This window comes from Vibrio sp. OPT46, assembly GCF_015163535.1.
Classification (GTDB): Bacteria; Pseudomonadota; Gammaproteobacteria; order Enterobacterales; family Vibrionaceae; genus Vibrio; species Vibrio alginolyticus.
On sequence record NZ_JADDYG010000230.1, the window covers coordinates 2,159 to 15,133 of the forward strand.

General features: G+C 44.6%; 9 protein-coding genes and 1 pseudogene. 5 read left to right on the forward strand and 5 right to left on the reverse strand.

Going from position 1 to position 12,975, the window contains the following annotated elements; translation table 11 throughout:
• Positions 1 to 79 precede the first annotated feature (79 nt).
• From IQR33_RS09315 to rdgC, 3 genes are all read right to left on the reverse strand, one after another.
• Positions 80 to 334 (reverse strand): YfhL family 4Fe-4S dicluster ferredoxin, encoded by a 255-nt coding sequence (locus IQR33_RS09315; RefSeq protein ID WP_005381763.1) that lies wholly within the window; start codon positions 332 to 334, stop codon positions 80 to 82.
• Between the two features lie 2 nt (positions 335 to 336).
• Complete coding sequence (yegQ, locus tag IQR33_RS09320; RefSeq protein WP_005381754.1) at positions 337 to 1,737, reverse strand: tRNA 5-hydroxyuridine modification protein YegQ; 1,401 nt, start codon at positions 1,735 to 1,737, stop codon at positions 337 to 339.
• Positions 1,738 to 1,902: 165 nt separating this feature from the next.
• Complete coding sequence (rdgC, locus tag IQR33_RS09325; protein ID WP_193837474.1) at positions 1,903 to 2,817, reverse strand: recombination-associated protein RdgC; 915 nt, start codon at positions 2,815 to 2,817, stop codon at positions 1,903 to 1,905.
• Positions 2,818 to 3,041: 224 nt separating this feature from the next.
• On the opposite strand from rdgC, the gene phoB reads away from it, so the two are divergent.
• From phoB to IQR33_RS09340, 3 genes are read left to right on the forward strand one after another with little or no spacing between them, the layout of a single operon-like run.
• A complete protein-coding gene (gene phoB, locus IQR33_RS09330) occupies positions 3,042 to 3,731 on the forward strand; it encodes a phosphate regulon transcriptional regulator PhoB (RefSeq protein WP_005381752.1) in 690 nt (229 codons plus the stop codon).
• Between the two features lie 40 nt (positions 3,732 to 3,771).
• Complete coding sequence (phoR, locus tag IQR33_RS09335) at positions 3,772 to 5,070, forward strand: phosphate regulon sensor histidine kinase PhoR (RefSeq protein WP_005383667.1); 1,299 nt, start codon at positions 3,772 to 3,774, stop codon at positions 5,068 to 5,070.
• Positions 5,070 to 6,029 (forward strand): PstS family phosphate ABC transporter substrate-binding protein, encoded by a 960-nt coding sequence (locus tag IQR33_RS09340; protein ID WP_025768852.1) that lies wholly within the window; start codon positions 5,070 to 5,072, stop codon positions 6,027 to 6,029. Before phoR ends, IQR33_RS09340 begins: the two co-directional genes overlap by 1 nt.
• A gap of 34 nt (positions 6,030 to 6,063) precedes the next feature.
• On the opposite strand, the gene ppx is transcribed toward IQR33_RS09340, so the two are convergent.
• Positions 6,064 to 7,569, reverse strand: coding sequence for an exopolyphosphatase (ppx, locus tag IQR33_RS09345; protein WP_033905789.1), 1,506 nt, complete (start codon positions 7,567 to 7,569; stop codon positions 6,064 to 6,066).
• On the reverse strand, positions 7,553 to 9,643 hold the full coding sequence (gene ppk1, locus IQR33_RS09350; protein WP_193843659.1) for a polyphosphate kinase 1: 2,091 nt from the start codon (positions 9,641 to 9,643) through the stop codon (positions 7,553 to 7,555). Before ppk1 ends, ppx begins: the two co-directional genes overlap by 17 nt.
• Positions 9,644 to 9,850: 207 nt before the next feature.
• Between ppk1 and IQR33_RS09355 the strand changes: the two genes are divergently transcribed.
• Both IQR33_RS09355 and IQR33_RS09360 read left to right on the forward strand, forming a co-directional pair.
• Positions 9,851 to 12,055 carry an ABC transporter permease subunit gene (locus IQR33_RS09355; protein ID WP_053302966.1) on the forward strand — a complete coding sequence of 735 codons (2,205 nt, stop codon included), beginning with the start codon at positions 9,851 to 9,853 and terminating at the stop codon, positions 12,053 to 12,055.
• Positions 12,056 to 12,085: 30 nt separating this feature from the next.
• Positions 12,086 to 12,975: pseudogene (locus tag IQR33_RS09360) on the forward strand (phosphate ABC transporter, permease protein PstA); the annotation flags it as partial.

The window sequence follows — 12,975 nt, forward strand, 5'->3', positions numbered from 1 at the left end:
GTTCTGCAATATTATCCCTATTGAAAAATCAGGTTGAGAAAAGGTTCAATTTTGATGCCAAAGTTGAACCTAATTGCTCTTATGCTAACCCTTGAATAATCACGAATTTTTCAAGCAACTGCTCTTCAGTTTCGACATGGTTCGGATCAGTGATTATGCATTTTGTAATTGGACACACTGACTGACAGGTCGGCTTTTCGTAATGCCCCTTACACTCTGTACATAGCGCTGGATCAATTTCGAAAATGCTCTCTCCCATACTGATTGCCCCATTGGGGCATTCGGGATCACACATGTCGCAGTTAATGCATTTATCAGTAATGAGCAAGGCCATGGTTACTTACCAGTCGGGTTACGGGTGTCCTGCCCTGAGTTTAGATTACGCATTAATAGGCCATATTCTAAATCTAGCTCTGCTGGTACTGGAATGAATACAAAGTGACCGTTTCCTTTCGCGTCTTCAATAGACTCTGACTTGCGGTTTTCCATTGCCTCTAGCGTGAAAACAATATTGCCTTTTGGCGTCATTAGTTCAAGGCTATCACCGACAAGAAACTTATTTTTTACTTCTACTTCAGCCATGTCACCACGACGTTTGCCAGTGAATTCACCAACAAACTGTTGAGCATCAGAGACTGAGTAACCGTAATCGTAGTTTTGGTAAGTATCGTGTGTATGGCGGCGTAGGAAGCCTTCAGTGTAGCCACGGTGAGCTAGGCTTTCTAGTGTACCCATTAGGCTTTCATCGAATGGTCGACCTGCTACAGCATCATCAATTGCTTTACGATAAACTTGAGCGGTACGTGCGCAGTAGTAGAACGATTTAGTACGACCTTCAATTTTCAATGAGTGAACACCCATCTTAGTTAAGCGTTCAACGTGCTGAACCGCTCGTAGGTCTTTAGAGTTCATGATGTAAGTACCATGCTCGTCTTCGTAAGCTGCCATTTTTTCTTCTGGACGGTGTGCTTCAGAAAGTAGAACGACTTCATCTGTTGGTTTGCCGCGACCAATTGTGGTTTCAGGACGCTCGTCTTGTACTTCGACAGGCTGTGCTTCCGTCGGGTCGAATTTCTCTACGATGTCACCAGCGTCGTTTTCTTTACCCTCTTCAACTTTGTATTCCCAGCGGCATGCGTTAGTGCAAGTGCCTTGGTTAGGGTCACGTTTGTTGATATAGCCAGAAAGTAGGCAACGACCAGAATAAGCCATGCATAATGCACCGTGAACGAATACTTCAAGTTCAGTTTCAGGGCAATGCTCACGAATTTCTTCGATTTCTTCTAGAGATAGCTCGCGAGAAACGATCACACGTTCCACGCCATTCGCTGCCCAGAACTTAACGGTCGCCCAGTTTACAGCGTTCGCTTGTACAGAAAGGTGAATTGGCATTTCTGGGAAAGCTTCACGAACCATCATAATTAGGCCTGGATCTGACATGATCAATGCGTCAGGACCCATCTCTACGATTGGCTTAAGATCACGGATGAACGTTTTTAGCTTCGAGTTGTGTGGTTGAATGTTACATACCACATAAAGCTTTTTGCCTAGGGCGTGGGCTTCATCGATACCGATTTTTAGGTTCTCGTGGTTAAACTCGTTGTTACGTACGCGAAGGCTGTAGCGAGGTTGGCCAGCGTAAACTGCATCTGCCCCGTAGGCGAATGCGTAACGCATGTTTTTCAGGCTGCCCGCTGGAGATAGTAGCTCAGGCACGAATGCTTTCTCAGTTGTCATTGCTCAATTCTCTTTTATCTGATCACAAGTCAGGCCAATTCCACCTAATGGAAATGGGGCGCAAATTTTACGTCAAAATGTGAACTGTGACTAGGGTAATTGTGCTTCAGATAGAAAAACGCCCTCAAAAAAAGTGAGGGCGTTATGGTTAACCTTTATACAATATTATGTGTTAGGATTCGCTAAGCCGCCTAGCGCATCGTATAGGTTGGGAAGGAAAGCACTGAACTCTCCACACATTAGAGAGAAGTCTGCATCAAATCGAGCTGCTTGATCTTCACGTGGAATATCATCGTTTTGATCTTTCAATTCATCAGAGAATTTTAGACGTTTGATGCCTGCATCTTCCGTCATAATGAACTCAATACGATCTTGCCAATTAAGCGCAAGTTTTGTCACGACTTTATCCGCAGCGATGTGGTTGCGGATTTCATCAGTGGTTAGCTCTTGCTTCTTACAGCGAATCACACCACCTTCTTCAAGTACGGATTTTAGCTCAGCTTCGTCCATCATGCTGATACCTTGAGGTGTGTCACCGCTTTTCACCCACTCGGTTAGCGTAGTTTCAATCGCCACTTCTGGAATAGCAGGAACAACAGGTAAACTACCCATGGTTTTACGAAGCAATGCTAATACATCTTCTGCTTTTTTATAGCTGCTTGCATCAACAAGGATAAAACCTTCTTTTGGCATGATGAGCACGTGAGTGTGGCTGCTGCGGCTGAATGCGCGCGGCAGTAAATCCATTACGATGTCATCTTTCAGGTTGTCTTTCTCTTTCTTCTTCAGAGGACGACCTTCTTGCGCTTCCATTGCTTCTACTTTTGCATTCAATGATTCTTTGATCACAGAGGCAGGTAGCATTTTCTCTTCTTTCTTGGCGCAAATCAGAATGCGGTTTTCTGACACGTGAGTCATCATATCGCCATGTCTACCCATTGCACTGACCCAGCCAAATTTCTGTTTGTCTTGACTGCCACACGGGGTGAATCGGAATTCAGACAGCTGAGTTTCTAGTTGTTCGGCGTTAAAAGTAACCTCGCGGTTAACGCGGTATACCAGACAGTTTTTAAACCACATAAATCTTCTCTAGGCTTGATGACAAGGGACTAATCATAGGGAATTTTTGTGCTGATGTCTTAATAGAAATGAAAAATATCCGAATGAACCTCAAAAGAAAGTTATATGAAAATTTGTTTTCAAAGGTCACAAAAGTGTCATAATTGGTAGTGATAATGCTTATGCATAGAGAGGCGCTTTGTCTCTTAAATTCATTAGCTCAACGAACATAAGGTTACTCAATTATGTCTAGAAGGATTCTGGTTGTTGAAGACGAAGCTCCTATTCGCGAAATGCTGTGCTTCGTACTTGAGCAGAAAGGTTACCAAGCGGTAGAAGCGGAAGATTACGATACTGCAGTAACCAAACTGGCTGAACCCTTCCCTGATTTAGTTTTACTGGATTGGATGTTACCAGGCGGTAGTGGCATTAACTTCATCAAACATATGAAGCGAGAGGAATTAACGCGCAACATTCCAGTTGTGATGCTTACCGCTCGTGGTGAAGAAGAAGATAAAGTGCGCGGTTTAGAAGTCGGTGCGGATGACTACATTACTAAGCCATTCTCTCCTAAAGAGTTGGTTGCACGCCTAAAAGCGGTGATTCGTCGCGTTACCCCTACTGCACTAGAAGATGTAATTGATGTACAGGGATTGAAGCTTGACCCTGTATCGCACCGTGTTACGGCTAATGATGCGCCATTAGACATGGGCCCAACAGAATTTAAGATGCTTCATTTTTTCATGACGCATCAAGAACGCGTATACAGCCGTGAGCAGCTATTAAACAATGTTTGGGGCACTAACGTGTATGTCGAAGACCGTACGGTTGATGTTCACATTCGCCGCCTGCGTAAAGCATTGGAAGCTGCAGGGCATGATAAGCTGATCCAAACTGTTCGTGGTGCTGGATACCGCTTCTCGACGAAGGCATAAATTAACACGCAGCTTATCGGTACCATTTCTGGAGTTATGAGTGGTTGAAAGATTAACGTGGAAAAAGCTGGCTTGGGAGCTGGCTTTTTTTTACACCCCATGGGTGATAGTAGGTTGGATATTCGGTTATATGCCGTGGTTGCTTTTGGCTGCTACGGCATTGCAGCTTGTGTGGCATTTGCATAACCAAGTACGTTTATCTTCTTGGTTATGGGATGAAAAACGCCTCACGCCACCATCTGGTAGCGGTAACTGGGAATCTTTGTTCAATGGGTTGTATCGCTTACAACAGCGCCAACGCCGCAAACGAAAAGAGCTTACTAATCTTATTCGTCGATTCCGAAATGGTGCAGAATCGCTACCCGATGCGGTAGTGGTATTCCGTGCTGAAGGCAATATTGTTTGGTGCAACAAGCTGGCTCAGCACTTACTGGGCTTCCATTGGCCAGAAGATTCAGGTCAACCTATCTCCAATCTCATTCGTACACCTGATTTTATCAAGTACCTCAACAAGAAAGACTTTTCAGAGCCATTAGAAATGCGTTCACCACTCAATGTCGAACGCATGCTAGAACTACGTATCGTACCGTATACCGAAGGTGAACATTTGATGGTGGTGCGTGATGTTAGCCAGTTAAAACAACTTGAGGGAATGCGTCGCAACTTCTTTGCCAACGTATCTCATGAACTGCGTACACCAATGACGGTGCTACAAGGTTATCTTGAGATGACAGAAGATCCTGATATGGTCGTGGGTCCTATGTGGAGCAAAGCTCATGGTGTCATGACGGAGCAGCTTAACCGCATGAACAGTTTGGTGAACCAACTACTGACACTATCTAAAATTGAAGCGGCACCTATGCATGAGCTTGAGGAAGTCGTGAATGTGCCCGCGATGCTTGAAGTGTTAGAAAAAGAGGCGGTTAGCCTTAGTGGGGACAACCAACATAAATTGAAATTTGATGTTGATGCTAGCCTACGCGTGCTGGGCGATGATGACCAGTTACGTAGTGCTATCTCTAACCTCGTTTATAATGCCGTCAAATACACACCGCCTGGTGCGAACATTAATGTTCGTTGGTTCCAGACCTCTCAAGGCGCATGCTTAGAGGTGGAAGATAGTGGTGATGGTATTGAACCTCAGCACCTCCACCGACTTACTGAGCGTTTTTATCGAGTGGATAAAGCAAGATCACGTGATACTGGTGGAAGTGGTTTAGGGCTTGCCATTGTAAAACACGCGCTGAGTCACCATGACTCTCATTTAGAAATTCACAGTGAAGTAGGCGTGGGTAGTAAGTTTTCTTTCGTATTGCCTGAGCGTTTGGTGGTGAAATAATGGCTTTACGATTAGCAAAAACATTCAGTTTATTCGCGCTTGTTTGTTCTTTTATGGCTGCCGCTCAAGATAAACCATTGCCGAGTTATCATAAAACGACGGGGATTGTCGGGAACTTGCTCTCTGTTGGCTCCGATACACTTGCGGGTATGACAACGCTTTGGGTTGAAGAGTTTAAATCCATTTACCCGAATATTAATGCGCAAGTCCAAGCATCTGGCTCTTCTACTGCCCCTCCAGCATTGACCGAACAAACAGCTCAGTTTGGTCCCATGAGCCGCCCTATGCGTTTAAGAGAGGTTGAAGCGTTTGAACGTGAACATGGCTACAAGCCAACGGCGCTTAGGGTAGCCATCGATGCAATCGGTATTTTTGTTCATCAAGATAATCCAATTCAAGGTCTTAACTTTAGTCAATTAGATGCTTTGTTTTCTGCCACGCTACGCTGTGGTGAAAGTCAATTTGTCACAAACTGGCAGCAACTCGGTCTTGAATCACAGTGGGCAAAGCGAAACGTACAGTTGTTTGGTCGTAACTCCGTTTCTGGAACTTATGGTTACTTCAAAAGTAATGCCTTGTGTGGCGGCGATTTCAAGACCCGAGTTAACGAGCAGCCAGGCTCCGCGTCAGTTGTGCAAGCTGTAGCGTCAACCATCAGTGGAATTGGTTATTCCGGTGTCGGTTATCGAGTGGCAGGTGTGCGCTTAGTCCCTGTGGCTAAAATGGGAAATGACTACGTGACTCCAACGCGAGAACATATTGTTAGTGGTAAGTACCCACTATCACGTTACTTATATGTTTACGTGAATAAGCACCCTGATTACCCATTAACACCAATTGAAGCTGAATTTATTCGCTTTATCTTTTCTGCTCAGGGACAAGCGTTGGTTGAGAAAGATGGTTATGTGCCCATTACGGCAGACTTTGCAGAAGAAGAGTTAAAAAAAGTCGGCCTGTAAGCCGACTTTTTATTTAAGTATGGGCAGTACGAGATCAGAAAGTGAGTGTCCACTTCGCGCTGTCCCAACGTTCTTGTTCTTCCTGTAAATCCGCGTGAAGTAATTTATTGTTTTCTAGCCATGCTTCATCTGTGCATGTGAGAATCCATTCGTCATTTTTGATAGATAAGGTGATATCAGGCAATGGATCTTCATTACGCTGCCCATTTAATACGATAGAAAGTCGTAATATTTTGATGAGGCTTATAACGTCACTCTGTTTATAGAGGTTGAAATCTGGTAGTTCTTGCAATTTGAGCGCTTTACGCTGGAAGCGAGCCAATGTTGCAAGCACTAATTGCTGCTCACGGTTGAAGCCTTGTAGGGTGGAGTGCAACAGAATATAAAAAGAGTGGCGATGGAAACTACGCAAGTTGATACTTAATCCGACTTCATGAAGCAACGCTGCCCACTCTAGTAAGTCAAATAATTCACTCTTTTTCTTAATGCCTAGTTCAGAGCGTACCTGACATAACATCTCACGTGCATGCCCCTTAACACGAGCGGCATGCTCTAAGTCGACTCGGTGCTTGTTGGCTAAATTTTCTGTGGTGCGCATGCGAATATCGGAGCGTGCAAAACGCTCTTCCATTTCGTACAACAGGCCTTCGCGTAGAGCACCATCGGAGAAAAACATTTGCTCAATGCGAAGCGCTTTGAAAATCGCGGACAAAATCGCTACGCCTGCTGCGAATACGGGTTTACGTTCTTCTGTTAGACCCGCCAGCTCAATATCTTCAATGGAATCAAATTTACACAGAGTTTCGATAAGTGTATCCAGTCGACTCGCTGTGATCAGGCCATCTTCAAAACCTAATCCTACTAGCACTTCTTGAATCGCTTTGATGGTTCCTGATGAGCCGAGAGCAATATCCCAGCCCTTTTTACGATATGTTGAAGCGATGGACTCGAGTTTTTGTTCGGCCGCTAACATCGCCTTGCTGAAGTTTTTTCCTGACAGTTTGCCGTTTTTAAAGTATTGCTCTGTAAAACTGACGCATCCCATCTGTTTACTGTTGAGAAGCTCAGGCTCAAATTCTTGTCCAATAATCATCTCGGTACTGCCGCCTCCGATATCGATGACTAGTTTGGAGTTGGATTCTACTTGAGTGTGCGCGACGCCTAAGTAAATCAGGCGGGCTTCTTCTTCTCCGGGGATAATTTCTATTGGGAAAGGCATCACTTCTTTCGCACGCTCGATGAAAAGGTGGGCATTTTTAGCGCGTCTTAGTGTGTGTGTGGCGGCGATACGTACATTTGACTCATCAAGCCCTTGCAACCTTTCAGCGAACATGGCTAAGCATTCTAGCGCACGCTCCATTGCGGCGTGACTTAAGTTCAATTCACTGTCGAGTCCTGATGCTAAGCGAACACGTTGTTTATGACGACTAACCAGTTGTAGGTCACTGCCGACAACTTTGGCCACCACCATATGGAAACTGTTTGAGCCGAGGTCTATCGCGGCAATGTAGCGAGTATCTTGTTCAAGTATTTGAGGCATCTGAATTTTGTTTTCTAGTTTGCTTTTCTATATTTTTAAGATAGTCATAGATAGCGATTTGAGAGCGAACTTTTTTGCGATTACCTCGTGGTACGTAAGCGTTACTCATTTCTTTATCTATAAAACGAGCCTTTACTGTATCGGTAAAATGGATATTCGTTATATCAATAATTCTCTGTTTCAAACGTGGATCACGGACTGGTACTGCTACCTCGACACGGTGATCAATATTTCTTGTCATCCAGTCTGCGGAGGAGATATAAACTTGCGGATCGCCATCATTGTGGGTGATCACCACGCGAGGGTGCTCAAGAAAGCGGTCAACAATACTGATGATGCGAATATTGTCGCTGATCCCCTCAATGCCCGGTACTAATGAGCACATGCCTCGAATTATCATGTTTATTTTTACACCGGAAGTACTTGCTCCATAAAGCTTATTGACGATGCCTTTATCGACTAGGTTATTGACCTTGATCGTAAGAGCGGCTTTTTTCCCTAGCTTGGCATTCGCAATTTCATTATCGATTAAGCGGTAGATTTGGGTTCGAGAATTACGAGGAGATACCATAAGGTGATTGAACTTCACTGGTCGGTATGGATTCTCAATGTAACCGAAGACATTACGGACTTCATTAGTGATTTCTTGATCTGCCGTAAGCAGGGAGAAGTCGGTATAAATTCGTGCCGTCTTCTCATGGAAGTTGCCTGTGCCGATGTGTGCGTAGCGAATAATTTCTTCACCTTCGCGGCGGCTAATCATCAGTAGCTTTGAGTGAATCTTAAGACCAGGCGCACCAAAGATGACGTGCACACCCGCTTCGGTTAATACTTTTGACCATTCGATATTGGCTTCTTCATCAAAGCGAGCTTGCAGTTCGACGACCACAGTGACATTTTTGCCGTTGTGCACCGCATCAATTAAAGAGTTCATCAAGCGAGAATCTTTCGCGACGCGATAAATGTTAATCTTGATACTAAGTACTTTGGGATCGAAGGAGGCTTGGCGCACTAACTCACTAATGTGGTCAAAAGTGTGGTAGGGATAATAGAGCAGAATATCTTTCGCTTTAATCGCGTCAAAGCTGTTGGCATAACCTTCGAAATCGGCACATTTCATTGGCGGGAGAGGTTTATTTTCAAGATACTCTCGTCCAACATTTGGAAAGCCGATGAAGTCTTTAAAGTTGTGATAGCGTCCGCCGGGGATAAGGTTATCGTAGTTAGAGATATTAAGTTTGTTACACAGAAACTCTAACATTTGAGGCGGCATATCGCGTTCGTAGACGAAGCGAACGGGCTTTGCTGTCAGTCGCTGATTGACACCCTCTGACATTTGTTCAAGCAAGCTGTACTCGATTTCATTGCGTAAATCGTATTCAGCGTCACGCGTCATTTTCATCGCATAGCCGCTAAGCTCATCATAATCAAAAAAGCCTTTGAACAGCTCGTCCAAACAGTGGCGGATAATATTATCAAGTAAGATGATGGTTTTTCGACGCTTTCCTTTCTGTTCTGGTACCATCACAAAGCGGGGAAGGTGATCGGTCGGAATTTCGATCAGAGCATACTGGTAATGTTCTTCTTTACGCAGTTCCACGGCGATGTAAGCGTACTCGTCTTTGAGAAATTGCAGAACATCGATCTCGTCTTTCATTAGGAGGGGAGTGATATGCGGCATTACCTCTCTACGGAAGTATTTCGCGATCCACTTTTGTTGCGATTCATCCAGTTGTTGCTCGTTGACCAAGAAAATGCGACGTCGCGCCATTTCTCGAATCAACTCGCTGTAAAGCTCATCAAATTGTTCGTTAAGCTTTAGTGCTTTCGACTGCATTTTGGTTAACAGTCGTTTAGGGCTATCACTGCCACCGCGCTCTTGGCTGATTAGGATTCTGCGCTTCACGTCCGCAAAGCGTACTTTGTAAAATTCATCTAAATTGTTGGAAAAGATCCCAAGAAAGCGAATACGTTCGATCAAAGGGACGGTTTTATCGGCAGCTTCTTGTAATACTCGTTCGTTGAAAGACAACCAACTCAGCTCTTTTTCTATATATAGTTTTTCTGCGCTCATAACCTTACCTAGCCAAAAGTGAAGTATTACGTACTCATCTTGGAAAAATGGATGAGTGAGAACATTATGAGATTTTCATTACAGATTTATTTCATACCACGCATTGCATAAGAGTTGTATTCTTTTCAGGTGTTTAATGTGATCTGTAATATAATTGTCATCTTAACGACATATTCTAGTACTAAGTCAAAAAAGGTAGAGATATAAATGGCACAAGCCGAGTTTTCATTGCAGGAAAAAGATAAGAAACGACTGATAAAAGATCGTTTAGTTCGACTTGCAGTGACATCCGGTGGTGTCGGCGTACTCGCGGCGCTTATTTTGATCTTTGTCTACCTCGCCATGGTGATCATTCCGCTTTTTTCTGATGCGGAGATCAAAACCAACCAAGCCATTCGAGCCACTCATATTGAAACACCACTTGCGATTTCAGTGGATGATTACGCTCAGCTCGCGTTCGTTCTAACCCAAAGTGGTGAGATTCAATATTTGTCGATGGACGATCCTACGAAACCTGCGGTGTATACACAGCAAATCGTCCAGAAACCCGTCGCTTTCTCTCAATCTGCTCCTGGGCTAGGTTGGTATGGATTTGTTGATGGGCAGGGTAAAGCGAACCTTTTCAAGCCAGAATTTAATGCCACATTGAGAGAAAATACACGTCCTCCGGAAGTGATTGAGCTAGACACCAGCATGGATCTGACACTAAGTACGCCTCAAGATCCTGTGACTCAGTTTGTATTTGCAGCTTCGACGCCCTTACCAACGATTGTTTGGCAGAAGCAAAGCGGTGAAGTGAAAGCTCGCTGGCAAGTGGCTTCGTCTTTGGGTACGCCTCCTACAACGATCGATTTTACGTTCTCTTCAGGCTTTAATACGCCTCAGCAAATGTTGTTGACACCTGACGGTGAAACGCTTTATTTGCGCGATGGCTCTGAGTTGATCGTGTTAAAGAAAACCGCACGTAAATTTGCTGTGCGAGAGGTGGTCGATCTCACTCAAGGTGATAAGAAGCATTCCGTTCGTACGATAGACTTATTGGCTGGTGCTTACTCGCTTTTGGTGACGCACAACGATGGTCGGGTGTCGCAATGGTTTGATACGCTGCAAGAAGAAAAACGCACGTTAACGCATATTCGTGATTTTAAATTGGCATCAGAGCTTAAGTATTTGTTGCCGGATTCTCATCGAAAAGGATTTTATAGCTTTTACACCAACGGCACGTTGCAAAGCCATTATACAACCAGTGAAAAACTGGTGTTGTTTAAGCGTGCGTACAATCAAGCGCCCGCAATCGCAGCAATGTCTAACAATGAACGCTACTTAATCACTTGGCAAAATAATGCGTTAAATGTTGCGGAAGTGGACAATGCCTATCCGGAAATTTCATTGTCTTCATTATGGCAAGAAGTGTGGTACGAAGGGTATCCTGAGCCTGAATTTGTGTGGCAATCGACTTCGGCGAGCGATAACTTTGAGGCTAAGTTCAGCCTAGTACCTATTGCGTTTGGAACGATAAAAGCGGCGATGTTTGCGATGCTGTTTTCAGTACCGCTCGCAGTGCTAGGTGCTATTTATACGGCTTACTTTATGTCGCCACGCATGCGTCGTGTAGTAAAACCGTCGATTGAGCTAATGGAAGCACTGCCGACGGTGATCATAGGTTTCCTCGCGGGATTGTGGTTCGCGCCTATTGTCGAAGATCATTTGATTACGATCGTCGTTATGCTGTTTGTTTTGCCCTTGAGCACCATGATTATGGGCGGGCTATGGGCATTAATACCGCAACCTTTGCGGAATCGTCTGCCTAATGGTTGGCATGCTTTAGTGCTCATGCCTGTCATATTGGTACTGATTGGGCTTGGAGTGTGGATTTCGCCTACGATTGAGCAGACGTTCTTTGGTGGCGATATGCGCTTATTCTTAACCGAGCATGGTATTGGTTACGATCAACGCAATGCATTGGTGGTGGGGTTAGCGATGGGGTTTGCTGTTATCCCGACGATTTTTACCATTGCCGAAGATGCCATTTTCTCTGTACCGAAGCATTTATCGGATGGCTCTTTGGCATTAGGGGCCACGCCTTGGCAAACTTTAATCTATGTTGTCTTGCTTACTGCAAGCCCAGGTATTTTTTCTGCCATTATGATGGGCCTGGGACGCGCTGTTGGCGAAACCATGATTGTATTAATGGCAACGGGCAATACGCCATTAATGGATTGGAATATTTTGGAAGGATTGCGCAGCCTGTCGGCGACCATCGCCGTTGAGTTGCCAGAGTCGGAAGTTGGAAGTTCGCATTATCGCCTGCTGTTCCTAGCTGCATTGATTTTATTTGTGTTTACGTTTGCAGTAAACGCGCTTGCGGAGTGGGTTCGTCAGAGACTGAGAGATAAGTACCGTGCGTTGTAATAATGGTTTGAATAAAGAGCGAGTAATAACGTGTTAAATTGGATTCGTTCTGGCGCACCGTGGATATGGCTAACAGGCGGTGCAGTCAGCATCAGTTTGTTGTCGGTATTAGGGTTGTTACTCCTTATCGGCTGGAAAGGCCTGACTTACTTTTGGCCAGCGCCCTTGTATCAGTGGAATGTTGCAGCGCTGACTCCTGTACAAGGTGAAGTGCTACATGAAAATACTATTCTGATTGGTCAAGTGTATGAGCGCAGCTTTGTACCGAAGAGTTATTTGCCTGAAAGCGCAGCACAACAGTTAGAAGACGATGAAGATTTTGCCACGCGACTCAACATCAAAATCGCTAACCGAGAGTTGTATCCCGCCGATTTTATCTCCGTATTGCAAATGCAGTTGGATGAGCCCACGACGCCAAAAGAGTGGGCGGTGATAGAGCGCAGTAGCGGTGGTTATTTCTTTGGTAAGCTGGTGGCGTTTCAAGATGGCGATAATATATACACCAGTGATATTCAATCGATACTAAATAAAAAGCTTGATGATGCAGAAACTCTGCGCCATGAGATTGATTCTTTGGTGGTCGATCAGCTTAAAGAGCTTGGTTGGAAGCTAGAGCAGTTGCGATTAGAAAAGCGCAAGCATGAATTGAATGACACGCTGACAGAAAGCTTCTTAAAGGAAAATCAGACGAAAAAAGAGCAGATAGAAAAAGCGCTTGCGACGTTAGATTTGCAACTTGATGGTTTACGACTTCAGCTCTCTGACTATGCCTTGATTGTCGAGGATATGACGGGGTCACAAGTATCGATTCCGCTCGAAGATATTTTGGACTACTGGTATCCAAACCAAATGTCACTGCCTGATAAAGTCATGCATTGGGGAAAACAGGTTTGGAAGTTTTTATCTGAAGATCCAAGAGA

Bases quoted from the DNA above. Each gene is read 5' to 3' on its own strand.
- IQR33_RS09355 (WP_053302966.1), top strand. From the start codon at position 9,851: ATGGCACAAGCCGAGTTTTCATTGCAGGAAAAAGATAAGAAACGACTG.
- IQR33_RS09340 (WP_025768852.1), top strand. From the start codon at position 5,070: ATGGCTTTACGATTAGCAAAAACATTCAGTTTATTCGCGCTTGTTTGT.
- phoB (WP_005381752.1), top strand. From the start codon at position 3,042: ATGTCTAGAAGGATTCTGGTTGTTGAAGACGAAGCTCCTATTCGCGAA.
- rdgC (WP_193837474.1), bottom strand. From the start codon at position 2,817: ATGTGGTTTAAAAACTGTCTGGTATACCGCGTTAACCGCGAGGTTACT.
- ppk1 (WP_193843659.1), bottom strand. From the start codon at position 9,643: ATGAGCGCAGAAAAACTATATATAGAAAAAGAGCTGAGTTGGTTGTCT.
- ppx (WP_033905789.1), bottom strand. From the start codon at position 7,569: ATGCCTCAAATACTTGAACAAGATACTCGCTACATTGCCGCGATAGAC.
- IQR33_RS09315 (WP_005381763.1), bottom strand. From the start codon at position 334: ATGGCCTTGCTCATTACTGATAAATGCATTAACTGCGACATGTGTGAT.
- yegQ (WP_005381754.1), bottom strand. From the start codon at position 1,737: ATGACAACTGAGAAAGCATTCGTGCCTGAGCTACTATCTCCAGCGGGC.